22 protein-coding genes are annotated in these 22,043 nt (G+C 73.0%); 8 read left to right on the plus strand and 14 right to left on the minus strand.

Features of this window, described 5'->3' with window-relative positions; genetic code table 11:
• Positions 1-538: 538 nt before the first annotated feature.
• Positions 539-1,765 carry an HAAS signaling domain-containing protein gene (locus tag ACFPL3_RS33370; protein ID WP_379590123.1) on the minus strand — a complete coding sequence of 409 codons (1,227 nt, stop codon included), beginning with the start codon at positions 1,763-1,765 and terminating at the stop codon, positions 539-541.
• Entirely contained in the window at positions 1,762-2,082 is a 321-nt protein-coding gene (locus ACFPL3_RS33375; RefSeq protein WP_343941267.1) for a PadR family transcriptional regulator, read from the minus strand. Before ACFPL3_RS33375 ends, ACFPL3_RS33370 begins: the two co-directional genes overlap by 4 nt.
• Positions 2,083-2,174: 92 nt before the next feature.
• On the opposite strand from ACFPL3_RS33375, the gene corA reads away from it, so the two are divergent.
• The 8 genes from corA (at position 2,175) to ACFPL3_RS33415 (ending at position 10,656) form a co-directional block, all read left to right on the plus strand.
• Positions 2,175-3,209 (plus strand): magnesium/cobalt transporter CorA, encoded by a 1,035-nt coding sequence (gene corA / locus ACFPL3_RS33380; protein ID WP_343941268.1) that lies wholly within the window; start codon positions 2,175-2,177, stop codon positions 3,207-3,209.
• Positions 3,210-3,274: 65 nt separating this feature from the next.
• On the plus strand, positions 3,275-4,450 hold the full coding sequence (locus tag ACFPL3_RS33385; protein WP_343941269.1) for an ROK family transcriptional regulator: 1,176 nt from the start codon (positions 3,275-3,277) through the stop codon (positions 4,448-4,450).
• Positions 4,447-5,730, plus strand: coding sequence for an ABC transporter substrate-binding protein (locus tag ACFPL3_RS33390; protein WP_343941270.1), 1,284 nt, complete (start codon positions 4,447-4,449; stop codon positions 5,728-5,730). The genes ACFPL3_RS33385 and ACFPL3_RS33390 overlap by 4 nt, the downstream gene beginning before the upstream one ends.
• Positions 5,727-6,665, plus strand: coding sequence for a carbohydrate ABC transporter permease (locus tag ACFPL3_RS33395; RefSeq protein ID WP_343941271.1), 939 nt, complete (start codon positions 5,727-5,729; stop codon positions 6,663-6,665). The genes ACFPL3_RS33390 and ACFPL3_RS33395 overlap by 4 nt, the downstream gene beginning before the upstream one ends.
• Positions 6,658-7,482, plus strand: a complete 825-nt coding sequence (locus tag ACFPL3_RS33400) for a carbohydrate ABC transporter permease (RefSeq protein ID WP_343941272.1) — start codon at positions 6,658-6,660, stop codon at positions 7,480-7,482. Before ACFPL3_RS33395 ends, ACFPL3_RS33400 begins: the two co-directional genes overlap by 8 nt.
• Entirely contained in the window at positions 7,479-8,489 is a 1,011-nt protein-coding gene (locus tag ACFPL3_RS33405) for a Gfo/Idh/MocA family protein (RefSeq protein WP_343941273.1), read from the plus strand. The genes ACFPL3_RS33400 and ACFPL3_RS33405 overlap by 4 nt, the downstream gene beginning before the upstream one ends.
• Entirely contained in the window at positions 8,486-9,490 is a 1,005-nt protein-coding gene (locus ACFPL3_RS33410) for a Gfo/Idh/MocA family protein (protein WP_343941274.1), read from the plus strand. Before ACFPL3_RS33405 ends, ACFPL3_RS33410 begins: the two co-directional genes overlap by 4 nt.
• A complete protein-coding gene (locus tag ACFPL3_RS33415; protein ID WP_343941275.1) occupies positions 9,490-10,656 on the plus strand; it encodes a Gfo/Idh/MocA family protein in 1,167 nt (388 codons plus the stop codon). The genes ACFPL3_RS33410 and ACFPL3_RS33415 overlap by 1 nt, the downstream gene beginning before the upstream one ends.
• Before the next feature lie 318 nt (positions 10,657-10,974).
• Here ACFPL3_RS33415 and mutM read toward each other — a convergent pair whose 3' ends face one another.
• The 12 genes from mutM to ACFPL3_RS33475 form a co-directional block, all read right to left on the minus strand.
• A complete protein-coding gene (mutM, locus tag ACFPL3_RS33420) occupies positions 10,975-11,856 on the minus strand; it encodes a bifunctional DNA-formamidopyrimidine glycosylase/DNA-(apurinic or apyrimidinic site) lyase (RefSeq protein WP_343941276.1) in 882 nt (293 codons plus the stop codon).
• A complete protein-coding gene (rnc, locus tag ACFPL3_RS33425; RefSeq protein WP_343941277.1) occupies positions 11,857-12,603 on the minus strand; it encodes a ribonuclease III in 747 nt (248 codons plus the stop codon).
• A 10-nt stretch (positions 12,604-12,613) separates the two neighbouring features.
• Positions 12,614-12,796, minus strand: a complete 183-nt coding sequence (rpmF, locus tag ACFPL3_RS33430; protein WP_142049071.1) for a 50S ribosomal protein L32 — start codon at positions 12,794-12,796, stop codon at positions 12,614-12,616.
• A gap of 27 nt (positions 12,797-12,823) precedes the next feature.
• Positions 12,824-13,399 carry a YceD family protein gene (locus tag ACFPL3_RS33435; protein WP_379590129.1) on the minus strand — a complete coding sequence of 192 codons (576 nt, stop codon included), beginning with the start codon at positions 13,397-13,399 and terminating at the stop codon, positions 12,824-12,826.
• A 47-nt stretch (positions 13,400-13,446) separates the two neighbouring features.
• The gene (locus ACFPL3_RS33440; protein ID WP_343941278.1) at positions 13,447-13,968 is read right to left on the minus strand and encodes a GNAT family N-acetyltransferase; all 522 of its coding nucleotides are present in this window, start codon (positions 13,966-13,968) and stop codon (positions 13,447-13,449) included.
• A 44-nt stretch (positions 13,969-14,012) separates the two neighbouring features.
• Positions 14,013-15,491 (minus strand): glycosyltransferase family 39 protein, encoded by a 1,479-nt coding sequence (locus ACFPL3_RS33445; protein WP_343941279.1) that lies wholly within the window; start codon positions 15,489-15,491, stop codon positions 14,013-14,015.
• Between the two features lie 23 nt (positions 15,492-15,514).
• Positions 15,515-17,173 carry an efflux RND transporter periplasmic adaptor subunit gene (locus ACFPL3_RS33450; RefSeq protein WP_343941280.1) on the minus strand — a complete coding sequence of 553 codons (1,659 nt, stop codon included), beginning with the start codon at positions 17,171-17,173 and terminating at the stop codon, positions 15,515-15,517.
• A 44-nt stretch (positions 17,174-17,217) separates the two neighbouring features.
• Positions 17,218-18,435: an ABC transporter permease gene (locus ACFPL3_RS33455; protein ID WP_343941281.1), complete on the minus strand. Its 1,218-nt coding sequence runs from the start codon at positions 18,433-18,435 to the stop codon at positions 17,218-17,220.
• Positions 18,432-19,118 (minus strand): ABC transporter ATP-binding protein, encoded by a 687-nt coding sequence (locus ACFPL3_RS33460; protein ID WP_343941282.1) that lies wholly within the window; start codon positions 19,116-19,118, stop codon positions 18,432-18,434. The genes ACFPL3_RS33455 and ACFPL3_RS33460 overlap by 4 nt, the downstream gene beginning before the upstream one ends.
• Before the next feature lie 158 nt (positions 19,119-19,276).
• Positions 19,277-19,570 (minus strand): hypothetical protein, encoded by a 294-nt coding sequence (locus ACFPL3_RS33465; protein ID WP_379590133.1) that lies wholly within the window; start codon positions 19,568-19,570, stop codon positions 19,277-19,279.
• Between the two features lie 131 nt (positions 19,571-19,701).
• Positions 19,702-21,147, minus strand: a complete 1,446-nt coding sequence (locus ACFPL3_RS33470) for an Nramp family divalent metal transporter (RefSeq protein WP_343941283.1) — start codon at positions 21,145-21,147, stop codon at positions 19,702-19,704.
• 40 nt (positions 21,148-21,187) lie between these two features.
• Positions 21,188-21,919, minus strand: a complete 732-nt coding sequence (locus tag ACFPL3_RS33475) for a GntR family transcriptional regulator (RefSeq protein ID WP_343941284.1) — start codon at positions 21,917-21,919, stop codon at positions 21,188-21,190.
• Positions 21,920-22,043 lie beyond the last annotated feature (124 nt).

The raw sequence follows: 22,043 nt of genomic DNA on the forward strand, positions 1-22,043 counted from the left end.
CTCGACACCGTCGCCCACGAACTCAACGGCCGCCCACGCAAGACCCTCGGATGGAAGAATCCCGCCCAGGCACTCGACGAGCTGCTCGTTGCAACAACCAGTTGAGACCGCCGATCATCTAGCGACCCTTTCCCCTTGATCGACGGCCGAGGGAGGCAATCTCGGCCGCCACCGGGGCCATGATCAGAGAGTTGGCGCATTCCCGGGTCGATTTCGCCCGAGAACGCGCCAAAGCCCTGATCATGGCCGCGGAACCGGCCGGAGGTGGCGCCGCGCGCCCACCGGGCAGGCCCCGGCCTGCCCACGTGGTTGCCCCGCACGATGCGCGGCGCCACCGGAGGCCCCAGACCCGCGGTGGTCACCCTGTCGGGCCAGGGCCCGGCCAAACCGGTCATGATCGCCAACCTGGCGCGTTTCCCGACGCCTCACGTCGGGTTTTGCGCCGGAACAACGATCATGCCCTACTCAGCAGCCGGGAGCGGCGACTCGGGTACGGGTCCGTGCCGGCGCCCCCGACGTGCCGGCACGGACCCGGGGCTCATCGGGTGGGCGGTGCCGGCGGCGCCGATGGTTGCGGCGTGACCGGCGGGGCCGGCGGCGCCGACAGCTCCGGCGTGACCGGCGGGGCCGGAGCGGCGGGCGGGGCCGGCGCGGGGGTCGCGGTGACCGCGCCCGGGGCGGGCGTGGTGGGCACCGCGACGACCAGCGGCCCGGGCGGGGTGTGGCGGCAGCGTCCGGTGCGCGGGTCGTAGTCCCAGGTGCCGCGGGGGTAGGCCGCGTTGGCGGCCGCGGGGTCGTCGAGGTCGGGGTCGGTGCCGGAGCACTCGCCGCTGCCGGACGTGTCGATGGGCAGGCCGTCCTGGTCGAACAGGTACACGCCGGTGAGCGGGTTGCCCGCGGCGTCGACGGGGCGGATGTCGCGGATCTCCCGATCCCCGTCCTGCCACAGCCCGGGCGCGGACGCGGTGTAGCTCGCCGGGGAGGGCTCGCGCGAACCCGGCACCCCCTCGAACAGCATCCACAGCACCACGAGCGCGGCGAGTGCGTTCAGCGGAACCACCACCCAGAGCAGCCGCCGGTCGCGCCGGGTGCGGTGCCCCACCCAGATCGACGCGGGCACCGCGAGGAGGCCGAGCAGCAGCACCGCGGGCGCCTCGGCGCCGGAGAAGAACTCGAGCACGATCACGGCGGCCGCGATCGCGCGCAGCACCCACCAGGCGGGCTGGAGGCTCGCGACGAAGTCGGTGACCGTGCGGCTCGTGGTGCCGGTGGCCGGGCGCCCGGCGAACCACCGCACCTCCGGCAGGGCGGCCACGCTGGGGACGCCCGGCCCGTCGCGGAACACGAGGGGCAGCGCGATCGCCCCGATCACCAGCGCGACGAACACGACCGCGGGCTCACGTGCGGCGACGCCGAGCAGGAACAGGACCGCCCCGGCCACGGGCGCCGCGAGCATGAGCCGGGCGCGCGCGTGGCGCGGTTGGTCGGCGGGCTCGGCCGCCGGGTAGCCGGCGGCGGCCCGCAGTTCGGCGGCGTACGCGCTCGGGGGTCCGAGGCGCGCGGTGAGGGCGGCGACGTCCGCATCGCCGCCGAGCTCGTCGGTGAGGTCGGCGAGGTGCGCGCGGACGTCGTCGAGGATCTCGGCGACCTCGGGTTCGGGGAGGTCGGCCAGAGCCGTCCGCACGCCGCCCAGGTACTCCTCGGCCGCGGCGCTCGCCAGCTGCACCGTGGGCGCCCCGCTCTGCGCCCTCCCGTCGTCGGTCATGCTGCCCCCACCAGCCCTTCCATCGTCTCGGCGAACGCCCGCCACGTCTTGGCCGTCTCGCGCAGGCGCTCGCGCCCCGGCGCGTTCAGGCTGTAGTACTTGCGGTGCGGGCCCTCCTCGCTGGGCACCACGTACGAGGTGAGGAGCCCGGCGTTGTAGAGCCGCCGCAGCGTGCCGTAGACGGACGCGTCGCCCACCTCGTGCAGCCCGGCGGCACGCAGGCCGCGCACCACCTCGTAGCCGTAGCCGTCGCCGCGGTCGAGCACCGCGAGCACGGCCAGGTCGAGCACGCCTTTGAGCAGCTGACTCGTGTCCATGCCTGCCCCCTTCTGCGCGTTGCACACTACTACGCATCGCGCAGTAGCGCGCACCGGGTGGTTCCGGCGTGGCGGGATTACGCTGCGCACCCATGTCCCTGGTCGACAACGCCATCTACATCGACGGCAAGCGGGCCGCGGCACCGGACTCGCTCGGCCGGACCTTCGAGGAGCTCCGCCAGTGCCCCGACCAGGGCCGCAGCTTCTGCTGGATCGGCCTCCTGCGCCCGACACCGGAGGAGATCGAGGCCGTAGCGCAGGAGTTCTCGCTGCACGGCCTCGCGGTGGAGGACACGATCACCGCCCACCAGCGCCCCAAGGTCGAGCGCTACGGCGACGTGCTGTTCGTGGTGCTGCGCCCGGCGCGCTACGTCGACTCCGTCGAGGTCGTGGAGATCGGCGAGATCCACCTGTTCCTCGGCCCGGACTTCGTGATCACCATCCGGCACGCGGAGGAGCCCGACCTCGCGCAGGTACGGCAGCGGCTCGAACGCGAGCCGACCTTGCTCGAGACCGGGCCCTACGCGGTGCTCTACGCCGTGCTCGACCGGATCGTCGACGACTACGCCCCGGTGCTCGACGGCCTGCAGGACGACGTCGACGAGATCGAGGTGCAGGTCTTCGGCGGCGACCCGCACGTGTCCAAGCGGATCTACCAGCTCTCCCGCGAGGTGATCGAGTTCCAGCGGGCCGTGGAACCGCTGTCCGACATGTTCGACGAGATGCAGGAACGCCTGAAGGAGAAGGCCGGGGCGGCCGACCTGGAGCTGCGGCGCCTGCTGCGCGACGTGGCCGACCACGCCACCCGGGTGCTGGATCGCATCGAGGCGTTCCGGCAGCTGCTGGCCAACATCCTGCAGGTCAACGCGGCGCTCGTGGGCCAGCGGCAGAACGAGGAGATGGCCCGCATGACGCAGGCGGGCTACGAGCAGAACGAGCAGATGAAGCGGGTCTCGTCGTGGGCGGCGATCCTCTTCGCCCCCACGCTCGTGGCCTCGATCTACGGCATGAACTTCGACGACATGCCCGAGCTGCACTGGACGCTCGGCTACCCGTTCGCCCTGACGCTGATGGTGCTGCTCGGCGTGGCGCTCTACCTCATCTTCAAGCGGCGCGGCTGGCTGTAACCGCTTACCGCTCATGGCAGACCCCCTCTTGCCCTAATTATGAAACCTGCCTAGCGTAATGCGCCGTGGCCTCGGACTCGTCGGCGGAACGGCACGCCAACACGATCAGCGTGCTGACCGCCCTGCGCACCGACGAGGGCAGCAGGCTCGCGGAGCTGGCCCAGCGCACGGGCCTGTCCCGGCCCACCGTCGACTCGATCCTCACCGAGCTCGGCCGGCTGGGGTGGGTCGAGCAGCGCGAGCCCGCCGACGCGCCCGGCGGCCGCCAGGCCGGCCGGCCCGCCCGCACCTACCGGCTCGACCCGGACGCGGGATTCGTCGTCGGCGTGGACGTCGGGGTGAATCTCCTGACGGCGGTGGTCGCCGACATCACCGGCACCCCGCGGCACACCCTCACGCGCCCGATCAGCCGGACGACCCCGGGCACGGAGCGCCGCACGGCCGTGCAGTCGCTCGTGGCCGACGCCGTGGCCGAGTTCGGCATCGAGCCGCACGACACGCTGGCGCTGAGCCTCGGGGTGCCCGGCATCGTGGACCCCTCCGGCCGGGTCACGCTGAGCACCGTCATCCCGGACTGGACCGGCTTCCACGTCGAGCGGCACTTCGCCCGCTGGGCGGGCGTGCCGGTCACCGCCGCCAACGACGCCAACATGGCCACGCTGGCCGAGCACTGGATCGGCGCGGCCCGGCTCGTCGACGACGTCGTGTACGTCCTCGCCGGGCGCCGCACCAGCGCCGGCATCATCGTCGACGGCAAGTTGCACACCGGTCGCCACGGCGCGGCCGGCGAGATCGGCAGCATCCCGGACCTGTACTTCAGCACCGAGGAACTGCTCGCCACCCCCGGCCGCGACCCGGACTCGCCCGACGCCATCGGCTCGGTCTTCCGCGCGGCGCAGGCGGGCGACGCGCAGGCGGCCGCGCTGGTGGAGGAGTTCTACCGGCGACTCGCCCGCGTGGTCGAGTTCCTGGTCAAGTCGTTCGACCCGGACATGGTGGTGCTCGGCGGTGGCGTGTCGCGGGCCGGACGCCCACTGCGCGACGGCGTGGAGCGCCACCTCGACCGGCCCGTGTTCAACACGACCCCGCTCGTGCTGTCCGAGCTCGGGCCGGAGGCGGTGGCCCTGGGCGCGTTGCGCTCCGCCCTGCAGCTCGCCGTGCGACACAGCCCCCTGCTCGCGGCACTCGTCACACCGCCGCTGCGCGTCCCCACCCGCCCCGTCCCCGGAGGCCTGCGATGACCCCGGTCCCTCGACGCACCCTGCTCAGATCCCTCGCCGCGCTCCCCCTCGCCGGGGGTATCGCCGGGTGTTCCGGCACCACCGGCCCCGCGTTCGTGCCCGACGGCGGGCGCGTGCGCATCGGCTACGGCATCTGGGACGCCGACCAGGTGCCCGCGATGCAGGAGGTGATCGCCGCGTTCAACGCGGAGCACCCGGACATCGAGGTCGCGATCCAGCTCACGCCGTTCTCGACGTACTGGCCGCGCCTGCAGACCTCGATCGTGGGCGGTGGCGCTCCGGACGTGTTCTGGATGAACGCGCCCAACATCGCGATGTTCGCCCGGCACGCCACGCTGCTGCCCCTCACCGACCGGCTGGCCCGCGACGGGGTCACGCTCGCCGAGCACCCGCAGCACCTGGTGGAGCTCTACCGGCGCGACGGCGAGCAGTACGGCGTGCCGAAGGACTTCGACACGATCAGCCTCTTCTACAACCGGGAGCTGTTCGACCGCGCCGGTGTGCCGTACCCGGACGAGAGCTGGACCTGGCAGCACGTCCTCGACGCCTCCGCCGAGATCCGCGACCCGGCGGCGGGCGTGTACGGCTTCTCCGCGGGCCTGGACCGGCAGCGCAACCTCTACCCCGCGATCTTCCAGAGCGACGGGTGGGTGGTGCGGGGCACCCGGTCCGGGTTCGACGACGAGGCCACGCTCGGCGGCCTGCGCTTCCTCACCGGCGCGATCGACCGCGACCTCGCCCCCAACGCGATGGCCGAGTCGGACACCCGGGCGCGCGAACAGTTCCAGGGCGGCAGGATCGCGATGTACAACGGCCTGCCGAACGACTCGAACGCGACCTACGAGGACCCCGAGGTCCGCGCGCGCACCGGGATCGCCGTGCTCCCCCGCGGCACGCGGCGGGGCAACGTGATCCACGGGCTCGCGAACGTGATCAACGCGCGCACCCCGTACCCGGACGCCTGCTTCGAGTTCGTGAAGTTCATGGCCGGGCGCACGGCCGGGGAGATCCAGGGCCGCTCCGGGACGATCCTGCCCAGCTACGCGGGCACCCAGCAGGCGTTCCTGGACGCCAAGCCGGAGTTCCGGATGCAGTCCTACATCGACCAGGTGCCGGACGCGACCGCCTATCCGGCCTCGGTCACGACCATGACGTGGGAGCGCATGCAGCTGCAGATCCTCGGCCCGTCCTTCATCGGCCCCGGCGCCCGGCCCGTCGAGGAGTCGGCCCGGCAGCTGGCCGACGAGATGAACGTCGTCCTCAGCAAGGAGGCGGTATGACCCAGCTCGCGACGGCGCCCGCGGCGCGCGTCGAACGCCCCGTACCGGCCCGGGCGCCCCGGCGCCACCAGCACAGCGCCTACCTGTTCATCGCGCCGGTGGGCCTGGGCCTGGCCGCGCTCTACCTCTACCCCGCTCTCTCCACGTTCGTGCTCAGCTTCGCCGAGTGGGGGCCGTTCGGCGGGCACACGTTCACCGGGTTCACGAACTACCTCACCGTCTTCCGGCTCGAGACGTTCTGGACCGCGCTGGGCAACACGCTGCTCTACATGGCGATCGGCCTGCTCACGCTGCCCGTCGCGATCTTCTTCGCGGTGCTGCTCAACCGCGACGGGCTGCGCGGCGTGACGGTCTACCGCACGATGTTCTTCATCCCGTTCGTCACGCTGCCGGTGGCGTCCGGGATGGTCTGGCGCTGGCTCTACAACGGCGACTTCGGCCTGATCAACCAGTTCCTGTCGGTGTTCGGGATCCCGGGCACCTACTGGGTGTCCAACCCGGCCACGGCCCTGTTCGCGATCGGCGTGGTGCAGGTGTGGTCGCAGGTCGGCTACTACCTGGTGATCTTCATCGCGGGGCTCAAGGCGATCCCGCGGGAGTACGCCGAGGCCGCCGCGATCGACGGGGCGAGCGCGTTCCAGCGGTTCTGGCGGATCACGTTGCCGCTGCTGTCGCCCAGCATCTTCTTCTGCACGGTCATCAACGTGATCGCGACACTGCAGATCTTCGACCTCGTGTACGTGATGAGCGCATCGCCCACGGTCAACCCGGCCTTCTCCTCGTCGCAGTCGATCGTCCAGCTGTTCTACGAGAAGGCTTTCGTCGAGTCCGACAAGGGCACGGCCACCGCGCTGGCCTTCCTGCTGATGCTGCTGATCGCGGCGCTCACGTTCGTCCAGTTCCGGCTGCAGCGCAGGTGGGTGACCTATGTCTGATCGCCGACTCGGCTCCGTCCTCACCCACGCCGCGCTGGTGATCGGCGCGATCACGATGATCGGCCCGTTCGTCTGGCAGCTGCTCACCGCGTTCAAGTCGTTGCCGGAGACCACCACGGTGCCGCCGCCGATCCTGCCGCGGGAGTGGCAGTGGTCGAACTTCGCCGAGGTGTTCGAGCTGCTGCCGTTCGGGCAGCAGCTGCTGAACTCGCTGATCGTGGCGGCGGCCGTGACGCTGGGCCAGCTCGCGTTCTGCTCGCTGGGCGCCTACGCGTTCGCCCGCCTGGAGTTCCGCGGACGGGAGCTGATCTTCGCGCTGTTCCTGTCGGTGCTGATGGTGCCCAAACAGCTGCTGATCCTGCCGCAGTACCAGATCATGTCCGACCTCGGACTGCTCAACACCCTGCCTGCGCTCGTCCTGCCGGGGCTCTTCTCCGCCTTCGGCACCTTCCTGCTGCGCCAGTTCTTCGCGACGATCCCGAAGGACTTCGAGGAGGCCGCGCTGTTGGACGGCGCGGGCCGCCTGCGCATCTTCTTCTCGATCATGCTCCCGCTCGTGAAGCCGGCGCTCGCGGCGCTCGCGGTGATCACCGTGATGCACTCGTGGAACGACCTGCTGTGGCCCCTGGTGGTCAACACCGCCCCGTCGTCGATGCCGATCAGCGCGGGGCTCACCAGCCTGCAGGGCCAGGAGTGGACCGACTACCCCGTCCTCATGGCCGGGGCCCTCATGGCCTCGATCCCGATGCTGCTCGCCTACCTGGCGTTGCAGCGGCAGTTCGTGCAGGGCATCGCCCTGTCGGGCACGAAAGGATGATCCCCATCAAGACCACCTTGCGCGTCGGCGTGGTCGGCGCGGGCGGAATCGCGAACGCCCACCTCCCGGCCTGGCTCCACCTCGGCGCGGACGTCCGCGTGCACTCGCTGCACGGCGCCCCGGAGCTGGTCGAGCGGCACGGCGGCGGGCAGGTCGCCTGCAGCCTCGACGAGCTGCTCGCGGGCGTCGACGTCGTCGACGTGTGCACGCCCACCTTCGCCCACCCCGAGATCGTGCTCGCCGCCGCGGCGGCGGGCCGCCACGTGGTGTGCGAGAAGCCGCTCGCGCTCGACCCGGACACGGCGGAGTCGATGGTGGCGGCGTGCGCGGCAGCCGGGGTGCAGCTCTACCCGGGCCACGTCGTGCGCTTCTTCCCCGAGTACGCGGCGATGCAGCGCGCGGTGGCCGACGGCGCGATCGGCACGCCCGCGGTGCTGACGTTCCACCGTTGCGGCTCGCGCCCCCTGCGCGGCTGGTTCGCCGACCCCGCGCTCTCCGGCGGGATCATCATGGACCAGATGATCCACGACCTCGACTTCGCGCGGTGGCTCGGCGGCGAGGTCGACTCCGTGCACGCCCGGCTGTCCGACAGCGCGCCCGGCACCGCCACCGGCGTCGTGTCGGCGCACGTGACGGCGCGCCACCGCAACGGCGTGATCAGCAACGTCACCGGCACGTGGGCCCGCCCGGGCACCCGGTTCCGCTACGGGTTCCGCGTGGCGGGCACCGACGGCCTGCTCGCGTACGACTCGGCCGACGACCCGTCGCTGCGCACCGACACCGGAGCCCCGGACGCGGGCGGCGAACGGCTGCTGCCCGACGTCTCGCTGGTGGAGAGCCCGTTCATCGCCGAGCTCGGGGAGTTCGCGGCCGCGTTCGCGGGCGGCCCACCCCCACGGGTCGACGCCGCCGACGGCGTCGCGGCGGTGCGGCTCGCGGCCGCCGCCAACGCCTCGCTCGCGAGCGGCCGCCCCGAGGCCGTCGAGCTCGCTGGGGTGCCGGCGTGACGCGGCAGCGGATCGGCGTGATGTCGATGGCCCACCTGCACGCGCTGGGCTACATCGGGCTCCTGAACGAACGCGCGGACGTCGAGCTCGTCGTGACCGACCCGGACGCCGGGGAGCGCCCGCCGGGCGAGAGCGGCGGGCGGGAGCTCGCCGAGCGCCTCGGCGTGCGCCACTACGTCGACAGCTACGAGGAGCTGCTCGACCGGAGCCCGGACGGGGTGGTGATCTGCTCGGAGAACTCGCGGCACCGCGCCCTCACCGAGCTCGCCGCGGCGGCCGGGGCGCACGTGCTGTGCGAGAAACCGATGGCCACGACCGTCGCCGACGGCGAGGCGATGGTCGCGGCCTGCGCCGCCGCGGGCGTCCACCTGATGGTGGCCTACCCGGTGCGCTTCTCCCGGCAGTTCCGGGCGCTGCGGGCCGCTGCGGCGAACCTCGGCCGGGTGGTGGCCGTGACGGGCACGAACAACGGGAAGATGCCCTCGGCCCGCGCCTGGTTCGCCGACCCGGTGCTCGCGGGCGGCGGCGCGGTGATGGACCACACCGTGCACCTGGCCGACCTGCTCGACGTGCTCCTCGACGGCGCGGAGGCCGAGTCCGTGCACGCCGTGGCCAACCGGATCGTCCACGAGACCGCGGCCGTGGAGACCGGCGGGCTCGTCTCGCTGCGCTACCCCGGCGGTGTGGTGGCCACGTTCGACTGCAGCTGGTCGGTGCCCGAGAGCTACCCGACGTGGGGCGGGCTCACGATGCGGCTCACCGGCGACGGCGGCATCGCCGACATGGACGCCTTCGGCCAGGCCGTCCACGGGTTCCGCGAGTCCACGCGTGCGCCGCTGCGCGTCGAGTACGGCACCGGCGGCGACGCGGCGATGCTCGAGGAGTTCCTCTCCGCGATCCGCGACGGGCGCCTCCCGCAGCCCGACGGCGAGTCGGGCCTGCGGTCGCTACGGGTGGTGGAGCGTGCCTACGAGTCGGTGCGCACCGGGGAGCCCGCGTAGTGATCGGCGTGGGTGTGGTGGGCGCAGGCTTCCGCAGCGGGCTCGCCGCGGCCGCCGAGGTGCCCGGGACGTCGCGGGTGGTGGCCGTGGCCGACGTCGACGAGGACGCCGCGCGGCGGGCGGTGCGCGAGCGCCACCCCGGCGCGTCCGTCCACACCGACCACCGGGGGCTGCTGGAGCGCACCGACGTCGACGCGGTCCTGCTGATCACGCCCGACCACACCCACGCCGACCTCGCCTGCGCCGCGCTGGAGGCGGGCAAGGCGGTGTTCGTGGAGAAGCCGCTCGCGATCACCGTGGAGGACTGCGACCGGGTGCTGCGCACCGCGCACCGCACCGGCAGCAGGCTCTACGTCGGGCACAACATGCGGCACATGCCGGTGGTCCGCGCGATGCGCGAGATCATCGAGCGGGGCGACATCGGGGCGGTGCAGTCGGTGTGGGTGCGCCACTTCGTCGGCAACGGCGGCGACTTCTACTTCAAGGACTGGCACGCCGAGCGCCGCTGCACCACGTCGCTGCTGCTGCAGAAGGCGGCGCACGACATCGATGTCGTGCACTGGCTCGCGGGCGCCTACACCGAGCGGGTCAGCGCGTTCGGCGCGCTGCGCGTCTACGGCGACGGGCACCGCCGCGAGCCGGGCACCGCGAAGTCCGACGACTGGCTCGCTCCGGACCGGCACTGGCCCCCGCGCGCCCAGCGCGACCTCAACCCGGTGATCGACGTCGAGGACCTGTCGCTGGTGAACCTGCAGCTCGGCGGTGGCGTGCTCGCCGCGTACCAGCAGTGCCACTTCACCCCGGACTACTGGCGCAACTACACCGTGATCGGCGACGCGGGGCGGCTGGAGAACTTCGGCGACGGCTCCGGCGCCGTGGTGCGGGTGTGGAACAGCCGCCGCGCCGGCTACGCCCCCGACGCCGACGCCGAGCACCGGATGCCCGACACCGCAGCCGTGCACGCGGGCGCCGACGACCCCCTCCTGGCGGAGTTCCTGCGCTTCGCCCGCGACGGCGGGCCCACCGACACCTCCCCCGTGGCCGCGCGGATGAGCGTGGCGACGGGGGTGCGGGCGACGGAGTCGCTACGCGCGGGTGGCGAGCCGCGCGACGTCCCGCCGCTGGACCCGCAGGTGGTGGCGTACTTCGAGCGGGGACAGGCCTGAGCCGGGCTCCTCGCCGGGTGCCGCGACCTCGAGCAGCGACCGGGCTGAGTGAGCGAGTCGAGGGCACAGCGCTGCCGCTGAACGAGCGGCACCTTCGTCCGATAGGTGCGTACGAGTGTGCCGTTCGTACACGGAAGGGCGGGGTGGTCCACGCGAGGCGTACGTGGGGACAGCTGGTGCAGTGGTGTGGTGCTTCTCGCGGTCCGGGAGATGTTGACCAAGGGCAGATGGTCGCTCCTGGAGATCATTCAGCGACCTTCTGCCCTTGATCGCGGAGATGGCCGTGATCGTGCCCTTTACGCGTGGGGGCGGCGCCGCTCAGGGGTGCGGGTTGCGGGGCCGGGGCTGGCAGCGCGGGCAGGTGTAGGAGCTGCGGTTCATGAACGGGTCACGCCGGATCGGGGTGCCGCAGCGCGGACACGGGCGGTCGGCCCGGCCGTAGACGGCGAGCGAGCGGTCGAAGTAGCCCGACGCCCCGTTGACGTTGACGTACAGGGCGTCGAACGAGGTGCCGCCCGCGGCCAGCGCCTCACCCATGACGGCGGTCGCGGCGCCGAGCACCGCCCGCCCCTGCGCCCGGGTGAGCGTCTCGGTGGGCCGGGAGCCGTGCAGCCGGGCCCGCCAGAGCGCCTCGTCGGCGTAGATGTTGCCGATGCCCGACACCACGGTCTGGTCGAGAAGCGCGCGTTTGAGCCCGGTGCGCCTGCGGCGCAGGCCCGCCACGGCGGCGTCGAGGTCGAACGCCGGGTCCATCGGGTCGCGGGCGATGTGGGCCACCGGCGCCGGGAGCAGGCCGCCGCCCACCGCGGGCACCAGCGGGTGGACCGACAGCCCGCCGAACGTCCGCTGGTCGACGAACCGCAGCTCCGGACCGCCGTCGGCGAACCGCAGGCGGACGCGCAGGTGCGTCTCGTCGGGGCGGTCGGCGTCGGCCACGAGCATCTGCCCGCTCATCCCGAGGTGCGCGAGCACGGCGTCGTCACCCTCGTCGGCGTGGTCGAGCTCGAGCCACAGGTACTTCCCGCGGCGGCACGCACCGGCGACCGTGCGGCCGGTCAGGCGCGCGGCGAAGTCGGCGGCACCCGCGGTGTGGCGCCGGACCGCACGCGGGTGCGCGACGGCGACCTCGGCGATCGTGCGGCCCAGGACGTGGTCGGCGAGGCCGCGGCGCACGACCTCCACCTCGGGGAGCTCGGGCACCTACTGCTTCTGCTGCTCCGGGCCCGCGGCCGCCTCGGCCGTGAGCGTGCGCCACGCGAGCTCGGCCGCCTTCTGCTCGGCCTCCTTCTTGGTGCGCCCGACACCCGAGCCGAGGTCGCGGCCACCGACCACCGCCGTGGCGGTGAACTCCTTCAGGTGGTCCGGGCCGTCCTCGGCGATCCGGTACTCGGGCACGCCGAGGTCGGCCGACGCCGTGAGCTCCTGCAGGCTGGTCTTCCAGTCGAGGCCGGCACCCAGCAGCGGGGCACCCTCGAGCAGCGCGTCAAAGAGCCGGTGCACCAGCTCACGCGCGGTGTCGAGACCGTGCTCGAGGTAGACCGCGCCGATCAGCGCCTCGGTGGCGTCGGCGAGGATGCTCGCCTTCTCCCGGCCGCCCGTGAGCTCCTCGCCGCGGCCCAGGTACAGGTGGGCACCCAGCCCGGTGTCACCGAGCGTGCTCGCCACACCGGCGAGCGCGTGCATGTTGACCACGCTCGCGCGCAGCTTGGCGAGCTGGCCCTCGGGCAGCTCCGGGTGGTCGCGGTAGAGCCGCTCGGTGACGATGATCGAGAGCACCGAGTCGCCGAGGAACTCGAGCCGCTCGTTGGTGGGCAGCCCGCCGTTCTCGTACGCGTACGAGCGGTGGGTGAGCGCCAGGGTGAGCAGATCCTCGGAGATCTTCACGCCCAGCGACGCGAGTAGGGGCCCGCGATCCTCCGCGGGCCCCAGAGGGGCGCGATCCGCCATCCGCCCGTCGTCAGGCCGGAGTGACGACCGGACGGCCGTCGTAGGTGCCACAGGTGGGGCAGGCGACGTGCGGCGGCTTGGTGGCCCGGCAGGCACGGTTGGAGCAGGCGACGAGCGTGGGGGCGGCGGCCTTCCACTGCGCCCGGCGCGAGCGCGTGTTCGACCGCGACATCCGGCGCTTCGGAACAGCCACGTGAGTTCTCCTAGCAGTGAGGCGGGGTCAGTCGGCGGACAGGCGCCCCTTGAGGGCGGCCCACCGAGGATCCAGTGTCTCATGCCCGTGGTCGGGCGCGAGGTCGGCCCACTTCTCCCCGCAGTCGGGGCACAGACCTGGGCAGTCGGCGCGGCAGAGCGGGGCCAGCGGGAGGGCGAGCACCACGGCGTCGCGCACGATCTGCTCGACGTCGATCAGCTCGTCGACCACCCGCGGCACCTCGTCGGCGTCGGTGGTCTCGTCGGTGACGCTGTCGGGGTAGGCGAACAGTTCGGACAGGGCGACGTCGACCTCGTCGGCGAGCACGTCCAGGCACCGCGCGCACTCCCCGGACAGCGGCGCGCGCACGGTGCCGGAGACGTACACGCCCTCGGTGACGGACTCCAGCCGCACGTCGAGGTCGATCTCCTGGCCCTCCGGCACGGCGATCGTCTCCAGCCCGAGGCGCGCGGTGCCGGTGGGAGCGGCGATCTGCCTGCTGTAGGAGCGCATGTTGCCCGGGCGGCGCCCCAGCTCCCGCGTGGCGAACACCCACGGGCTGGCCGGGTCGGGGTGGACGGGGCGGGGGTGGTGCGTGGTCACGGGTCCAGGGTATGCCCCCAGCGCGAGTCCCCTCGCCGGCACGGCGCTCAGAGCTCGCCGAAGGGAGCCGCGTAGCGGAACGTGCCGCGCAGCCGCTCGTGGTAGGCGGTGAGCGGGCGGGCCTGGAAGTGCGGCGCCCACTCGGCCACCTCGGGATGGATGTCCAGCTCGGCGGCGGGCCGGAAGCCGAACCGCGGGTAGTAGTCCGGGTGCCCGAGCAGCACGACCACGCCCTCGTCGAGCGCGTCGGCGGCGCCGAGCACCGCGTGCACGAGCGCGCTGCCCACCCCGCGGCCCTCGAGGCGCTCCCGCACACCGAGCGGGCCGAGGCCGAGCGCGGGCAGCGCGTCGGGACCCAGCGTCGCGCGCGTGACGCACACGTGGCCCACCACCTCCCCGTCGACCTCGGCCACGAGCGACAGCGGCGGCAGCCACGCCTCGTCGGCGCGCAGCGCGTCGACGAGGCCCGGCTCCACCGGGGTGGCCCCGGGGTACATCGGGGCGAACGCGTCGGCGTGGACGGCGGCGACGGCGCGCGCGTCGCCCGGGAGTTCACGACGGACCAGCACCGGCACAAGATCCCGGCCGGCCGGCCGGGGCGCAATCGATTAGCTCACCCGATGTGGCGCAGCTGCGGCCAGAGCTGCGCCCACGACACCCGCCGGTCGCGCACCAGCCAGACCGGCTCGCCCTGCTCCTCGTTGTCGAGCCCGACCCCGTTGTCGATGCGCGCGGCGAGCTCCACCGAGCCGAACCAGCGCCGCAGCTGCGCCTCCTCCAGCCCCACCACGACGAGCGTGCCCGCCTCCTCGGGCGGCGGCCCCCACCCCCAGTACGCGTTGTGGCCGCTGTGGGCCGGGGCGAGCGCGGGCAGGAACCGGTCGACCGCGCCCGCCTCCCCGTAGTTGCCGGTGAGCACGGCCACCCGCTCCCCCGCCGGCACCGTGGCGTGCACGGCGGCGATCGTGGCGGCGAACTGCGGCCACCCGACCGTCTCCCCCACGTCGTAGCTGATGTCCGGGATCGGGGTGTCCGCGAGCTCCTCCACGGGCACGAGCGGCAGCATGAGCAGCGCCGACATCGCGGCGCTCACCGCGAGCGCGAGCCCGAGCAGGGTGCCGCGCAGCCGGACGGCGCCCCGGCGGGCCCACCCGACGACGGCGGGCGCGCCCGCGGCCAGCAGCACCGGGAAGAAGCCCGCGAGGTAGTAGGGCTTCCCGCCCGTCACCAGGAACAGCACCGCCACCACGACGTAGGCCACGGCGAACGCGCGCCACGTACGCAGTGCCGGGTCGCGGGCCAGCCGCCACCACCCGAGCGCCCACACCGGCACGAGCAGCGGGCTCACCAGCACGAGCTGGAACGGCAGGAACACGTACCAGGGCTCGCTGCTGCCGGAGCTGCCGCCCGCGATCGCGGCGGACAGCGCGACCACGGGGAACCCGTTCGCCGCCTGCCAGGCCAGGTTGGGCGCCCAGATCACCAGGGCGACGGCCGCACCCCGCCACGGCCACCGGCTCGCGAGCGCGGCCCGCGGCCCGGCCACCAGCACCCCGGCCGGCACGCCTGCGAGCAGCACCAGAGGCAGGGTCTTGTTCTGCAGGGCCAGCCCGGCCACGACGCCCGTGGCGAGCCAGACCGGGCCGCCGTCGCGCAACGCGCGCACCAGGAGCCAGGACAGCGCGGTCCAAGCGAGCAGGTCGAGCCCGGTGGTCGACAGGGTGTGCCCGACGGCCAGGAGCACCGCCGAGACGGCCATGCTCGCCGCCGCCAGCAGCTGCGCGCCGCGGTCCCCGCCCAGCTCCCGGGCGATCAGCCCGGTGAGCAGCACGACCAGCGCCGCCGCGAGCACCGACGGCAGCCGCAGCCCCGTGAGCGAACCCGGCAGCAGCACGTCCATCGCGCGGGCGAGCAACGGCGTGAGCGGCGGCTGGTCGACGTAGCCGAACGCCAGCTCCCGCCCGGCCCGCAGGAAGTACAGCTCGTCGCGGTGATGGCCGTAGCCGCCCGCCGTCGCGAGCAGCAGCGCGGCGACGCCGGCCGCGAGCGCGGCGAGACCGCCCCACGCCGGTGCACGGAGGGGGGCGATCACGCCGTGACGCTAGCGCCTTCCGCTCAGCCCCCGCCCCCGGCCGACGGGGCCGGGGTGGTGGCCTGCGGGAGCAGGAGCTCCTGACCCTCGCGCAGGCCCGAGAGCACCTGCGTGTACTCGTCGCCCGCCGCACCGGGCTCGAACGGCGTGGGCACCGGCTGGCCGTCCGGACCGCGGACGTCCACCAGCGTGCTCGCGCCCTCGCGCCGCACCGCCGCCGACGGCACGCGCAGGACGTTGTCCACGGACTCGGTGATGACGTCGGCCAGCGCGGTCTGGCCGTCACGCAGCCGGGCGTCGCCCTCGCGCAGCACGATCGTGGCGTTGTACTCCACGATCCCCGACGACGGCGTGCCGGTGGGGGCGAGCGCCAGCACCGTGGCCTGCGCCCGCAGGTCCGGGATGGCGTCGACCGTGACCTCCACCTGCTGGTTCACCGCCACGCGCGCCGCGTCCGACTCCTCGAACGGCACCACCAGCTGGAACGAGTCGACGTTGTTCAGCACCATGAGCGGGCCGCCCGTCCCGCCGCCCCCGCCGTCACCGCTCGCGGAGATGTCGTTGCTCTCGGGGAGCGTGGCGGTGCTGCCCGGCGCCACCGGGGTGGTGCCGGTGGCCTCGCCCACGAACTCGCCGACCCGCCCGTTGATCTCCGAGACCACACCGGCGACAGGCGCGTAGAGCACGGTGTTGTCCACGTCCTGCTGCGCCACCCGCACCGCCGCCTGCGCGTTGCGCAGCTGCGCCCGGCGCACCTCGATGTCGGCGGGTCGGTCATTGCGCGCCGCCCCGCTGTCGTTCTCGGCGGAGATGACGATCTGCTCCTCGCGCTCGACCGCCACCCGCCCGGCCGCCTCGTCGACGTCCTCCTGGTGCTTCGCGGCGTCCAGCGCGGCCTCCGACTCGAGCACCGTGCGCTTGGCCGTGTCGACGGCGTCGCGGGCCACCCGGACCTGCTCCTCGCAGGTCTGCGTCTGGGTGTAGGCGATGCCCCTGAAGAGGAACGACGCGTTCCCGGTGTCGTCGTCGTCCTCGTCGTCATCCGGCTCCGGCGTCCGGCTGGGAGCGGATCGCGAGTTGCTGGGCGCCGGAGTTTCGGTCGCCGGCGCGCTCTCGGCTATGGAGGGGCCGCTGTCGTCGCAGTCGTCCTCCAGCCGCTTGAGGTTGTCCCACGCCCGGGAGAGGACCTTCTTGTCGAAGTCGAGCCGGTCGCGCGCCCGCTTGGTGGCGGCGCGGTTGAGGTCGTTGGTCTCGTCGACCTGCTTCTTGACCGCGTCGAGGATCTCCCGCGCCTGGTCGAGGGTGCGGCCGGTGGCGTGCACCGAGTTGTTGCCGGTGGCGCGGTCCAGCTCGGCCTGCGCCTCGGCGAGGTTCGCCTGCTCCTGCGAGAGCGTCTGCTGCAGCGCGAAGTCGTCGACGCGGGCGAGCTCCTGCCCCGGCACCACCCGGTCGCCGACGTTGACCAGCACCTCCGTGAGCTGCCCGCGCCGCGGGAAGCCCAGGGTCTGCTCGGAGATGGCGACGAGCGTCCCGGTGGCCGACACGGTGGTCTGCACGCTGCCGCGGTCGACGCGCAGCGTCGGCGGGGGCGGCGGCTCGCCGGTGCAGGCCGTGAGGGCCAGCACCGCGACCGCACCGATGGCGCACGCCGGCCAGGCGCGGCGGCCGGTCGTTCGGGACATGGAAGCTCCTGCCTTGATCGCTTCGGGTCGGACTCTCGCGCGGGTCATTGGTATCGGAGGGCCTCGATCGGGCGCAGCCGAGATGCGCGGTGGGCGGGGTAACCCCCCGCGATCAGCCCGATGAGGAGGCTGATCGTGAACGAGAAGATGATGGATCCGGGGTCGACCTCCGGTGCCGGGAAGTCGGGGATGAGCTGCGGCAGGATCGCAGCACCGGCGAGCGAGATCCCGACGCCCACCCCGATGCCGATCAACCCGCCCACGCCCGCGAGGAACACCGACTCGAGCAGGAACTGCCCGAGGATCACCCGCGGCCGCGCCCCGATCGCCTTGCGGATGCCGATCTCGCGCGTCCGCTCCGTGACGGTGACGAGCATGATGTTGGCGACGCCGACGCTCCCGACGAGCAGGGAGATCGCAGCCACCCCCGCGGTGAAGATCGTGAGGATCGACAGCTGCGTGTTGACCTGGGAGACGATCTCCTGCAGCGCCTGGACGTCGAAGTCGCGCTTGGCCGTGTCCCGGATGTTGTGCCGCTCGGAGAGGATCTCCGTGACCTGCTCCGTGGCCGCCGACACCACCTCGGAGGAACGCGCCCGCACGATGATCGTGTCCAGCTCGTCGTCGCCGCCGGTCAGGTAGCTGCGGGCCGCGCCGATCGGCATGATCGCCACGTCGTCCTGCTGGCCGGTGGCCTCCACCACGCCGATCACCCGGAAGATCGCACTGCCGATCCGGATCTCCTGGCCCAGCGCGGCCGAGGCGTTCCCCTGGAACAGTTCCTGCACCGGGTTGGGGCCCAACACCACGACCTTGGCGTTGGTGCGCTCCTCCTGCGCGTCGAAGCCCCGCCCCGCTTCGAGGTCGCGGTCGTTGATCTCCAGGTAGTCGGCCGTGGTGCCGGTGACCGACGTGCGGTACTGCCCCCCACCGGGCAGCTGCAGCAGGGCGGCCCCCGCCACCACCGGGGTGGCCGACAGGACGTCGGGCGCGTCCCGCGGGTCGAGCAACGCCTTCATGTCGTTCTCGGTGAGGTCGCGCGCCTGCCCCCCGCCGGGCACACCGCCCTGCACCGGCGTGATGGTGATCTGGGTGTTCAACGAGCTGAACGCCTCGTTGAACCCGGTCTGGATCCCGTTGCCCAGCGCGGTGAGCAGGATGACCGCCGAGACGCCGATGATGATGCCCAGCATCGTGAGCACGGAGCGCAGCTTGTTGGCGCGCAGCCCCCGCAGCGCGATGCGGGTGATCTCCCAGATCATGCGACCAGTTGCTTCTGCCGTACGTCGCGCACGATCTGGCCGTCACGCAGCTCGATCACGCGCTTGGCGAACTCGGCGACCTCCGGCTCGTGCGTGATCAGCACGACGGTGCGGCCCGCCTCGTTCAGCTCGACCAGCAGCTGCATGACCTCCACAGTGGACGTGGTGTCCAGGTTCCCGGTGGGCTCGTCGGCCAGGATGATCGCCGGGTTGGTGACCAGCGCCCGCGCCACCGCCACGCGCTGCTGCTGCCCACCCGACAGCTCGTTGGGCATGTGGCCCGCCCGCTCACCCAGCCCCACCCGCTCCAGCGCGGCCAGCGCGCGCTCCCGGCGGCGGTGCTTGTCGCCCGCGTAGATGAGCGGCAGCTCGACGTTGCGCACCGCGGACGTGCGCGAGATGAGGTTGAACGACTGGAACACGAACCCGATCCGCGTGTTGCGGATCTCCGCGAGCTTGTTGTCGCGCAGCTTGCTGACGTCGATCCCGTCCAGGAGGTACTGCCCGCTGCTCGGCACGTCCAGGCAGCCGAGGATGTTCATCATCGTGCTCTTGCCCGAGCCGGACGGGCCCATGATCGCGACGAGGTCCCCCTCCTCGATCAGCAGATCCACGGGACCGAGCGCGCGAACCTGGACCTCGCCGTTGCCGTAGACCTTCGAGACGCCGTTCAGCTCGATCATGTTCCCCCCTGCAGGCGTAGCCGTCCCCCCGACCACCCCGATCGTCCCAACGAGCGACCGGTGATGGGGGTACGCCGTACTCATAATCTGCCACGAGTGACCGGAGCCACGTCACGCGGGTCCGGGCGCGGCAGCGGGGGGACGTGCCGCGCCCTGGCTCAGCCCGCCGCGACGGGGCGGCGGGCCCGGTGGGCGGAGTAGAGCCCGAGCGCGGCCAGCACGAGCGCGAGCGGCGGGAACCAGAACACCGCGGCGACGGCCAGCACGAGGTTGACCACGGCGATCCGGATCCAGTTGCGGCGGGCCGGGTCGGCGGCCGGGTCGGCGCCCGCCTCGGCGCCGCCCCGGGCCCGGGGCGGCCCGCTCGCGCGCAGGGCGAACCCGAGCTGCAGCAGGGCGAGCGCGGCGAACACCGCCGCCCAGCCCGGCGAGCCGTCGGCGAACCGCCACACCGACAGCACCGCGAGGCAGGCGGCGGAGAGGGCGGAGCCGGCCGGTGGTGCCCCGGAGCCGGAGGCCAGGAATGTGGCTTTCCGGGCCGCTCCGGCCCTGAATGTGGCTTTCCTGAACTCCCCCGGTGCCATCAGACGAACAGTTGCCACGTCGACACCAGCCCCAGCACGGTCAGCAGGATCCCCGACAGCAGCACCCACCAGCGGCCCGCCGTCGTGAGGCGGTAGGCCGGGGGCAGGACCTTCCGCTCGGTCCACAGGATCGCGAGGCAGAACAGGCCCGCGGTGAGCAGGCCGCCGAGCACCGAGGCGGGCGTCACGATCACCACGAGCTCGCCGACCGTGAACACCAGCAGGAGGCTCGTGACCAGGATGTAGCCGTACATCCAGGGGCGCAGGACGCGGGGGCCCGAGCGGCGCAGCCGCGCGAACACCGGGGAGAGGGTCTCGTAGGCGGTGTAGGTGTAGAGCTCCCAGAACGCGTAGAGAGAGCCGAAGAACGCGAAGAAGACCGCGACGTAGTAGAGGTACTGCAGCGTCGGGTGGATGGCGGTGAGGAACCCGGCCTGGTAGGTGAGGGTGTCGTTGCCCTCGGGGATCTGCTGCTGCTCGGCGAGCAGCGACGCGCCGTTGATCATGAACATGGACGCGAAGACGACGATCGCGGCGAACGAGAGCACGGTGTCGCCCAGCGGTGCCCGGCTCCAGGCCCGGCCGCGGGCCACCTGCTCGGGGTCCTCGGACAGCGGCAGCCGGGCGCCGCGGGGCAGGGCGGCGAGCCGCTCGGCGAGGCCGGCCTGGTCGGCGCGCCCGAGCATGCCCCACCGCTTCTCACGCAGCATGCCCGCGTAGCCGATGTAGTCGTAGGTGCCGCCACCGACGGCGCCCAGGTAGACGGCGAGCTCGAGCCACTCGGAGCGCTCGGCGATGTCGGGGTGGGAGGCCGCGACCCAGTCGTTGTACTCGGGAACCGTCGGCAGGAGCCCGGCCAGGGCGGCGAGCCAGTCGGGCTGCAGCACCACCACGCTCACCGCGATGGCGAGCAGCATGAACCCGACGATCACGGTCTGGGCGCGCTCCAGGCGCTCGTAGCCGCCGAACCAGGACAGCAGCCCGGACAGCACGATGAGGCCCGCGGCCCACAGCCCACCGGTGCCGATCGCGGTGAGCGAGGCCATGAGGTCGCCGAGCCCGACGCCGAGCCCGCCCACCCACGACGGGATCGCCGCGATCGACACCACGCCCATGAGCAGCGTGAACCACCCGCGCGGGCCGCGGAACAGGGTTGCCCAGCGGGCCATCGGGTGCTCGCCCGTGACCACCGTGTAGCGGTTGAACGAGTACGCGAGCGCCGCCTTGGCCGCGGCCGAGACGAGGAACGCCCACAGCAGCGCGTACCCGAACAGGGCCCCGCCGCGGGCGGCGAACACCATCTCGCCGCTGCCGATGTTGGCCGAGGCGACGATCGCGCCCGGCCCCAGCACGGACAGCGCCGTGACGAAGGTGAGCCTGCGCCGCAGCGCCTGTGGTGGCTCGGGGTAGGTGAGGAACTCGGTCGTCCCGGTGGGGTTCGCCACGTCCGCTCCTTTGCGGTTCGGTGCGGGATCGAGAGGTCGGCTAGGTCTCCTGCGCGCGCACCCGCTCCAGCCAGGCCAGCGACTCGGGGGAGCCGCCGGGGAAGGCCTCGTCGGCGTCGAGCAGGAAGGTGCGGTCGCCGTGGTGGGCGAGCTCGTGGTGGACGGCGGCGGGGTCGCCGGCCTCCACGAGTTCGAGGATGCGCTGGTGGCGGCGGGCGTCGCCGAGGAGCGACTCGTGGCTGCGGCGGGCGCGCCGGTTCATGGCCATGCACAGGTGCAGCTGCAACGCCAGCGCGCGGTAGGCCTCCTCGAGCCTGCGGTGCCCGGCCAGCCCGACCACCGCCACGTGGAAGGCGAACCCGCGCTCGGTGACGGCGGCCGCATCGTCAGCGGCGGCGGCCCGTTCGAGCTCGGCGTACGCGGCCCGGCAGCGCTCGATCCGCTCGGGCGCCCGGCAGGGCACGCCGAGGTCGACGGCGAGGCGTTCGAGGTCGTGGCGCAGCGTGTAGATCTCGTAGACGTCGTGCAGCGTCAGCGGTGTGACCACCACCCCGCGGCGGGGTGAGCGCACCACGAGGCCCTCCTGCTCGAGCACCCGCAGTGCCTCGCGCAGCGGCGGCTTGCTCACGCCGAGCCGGCCCGCCACCTGGTTCTCCACCACGCGGTCGCCGGGGCGCAGCTCGCCGGCGAGGATCATCTTCCGCAGCGCGGACGCGGCGAGCTGCGTGATGCTCGGGGGCGCCGCGATGCGGCTGTCGGGCAGTTCGGACACCGCCGTGCGCACCTCCTCGTGCCGACCCGGGAACCGACGACTTCTCGCGTGACCCTTGTCTCGCGCCTACGAACTTCTGTAGACAGTAGTTCAGCTTGTCGATGCCGCCAAGACGCCGGAGGTG

Source organism: Pseudonocardia zijingensis (assembly GCF_042657305.1).
GTDB lineage: Bacteria > Actinomycetota > Actinomycetes > Mycobacteriales > Pseudonocardiaceae > Pseudonocardia > Pseudonocardia zijingensis.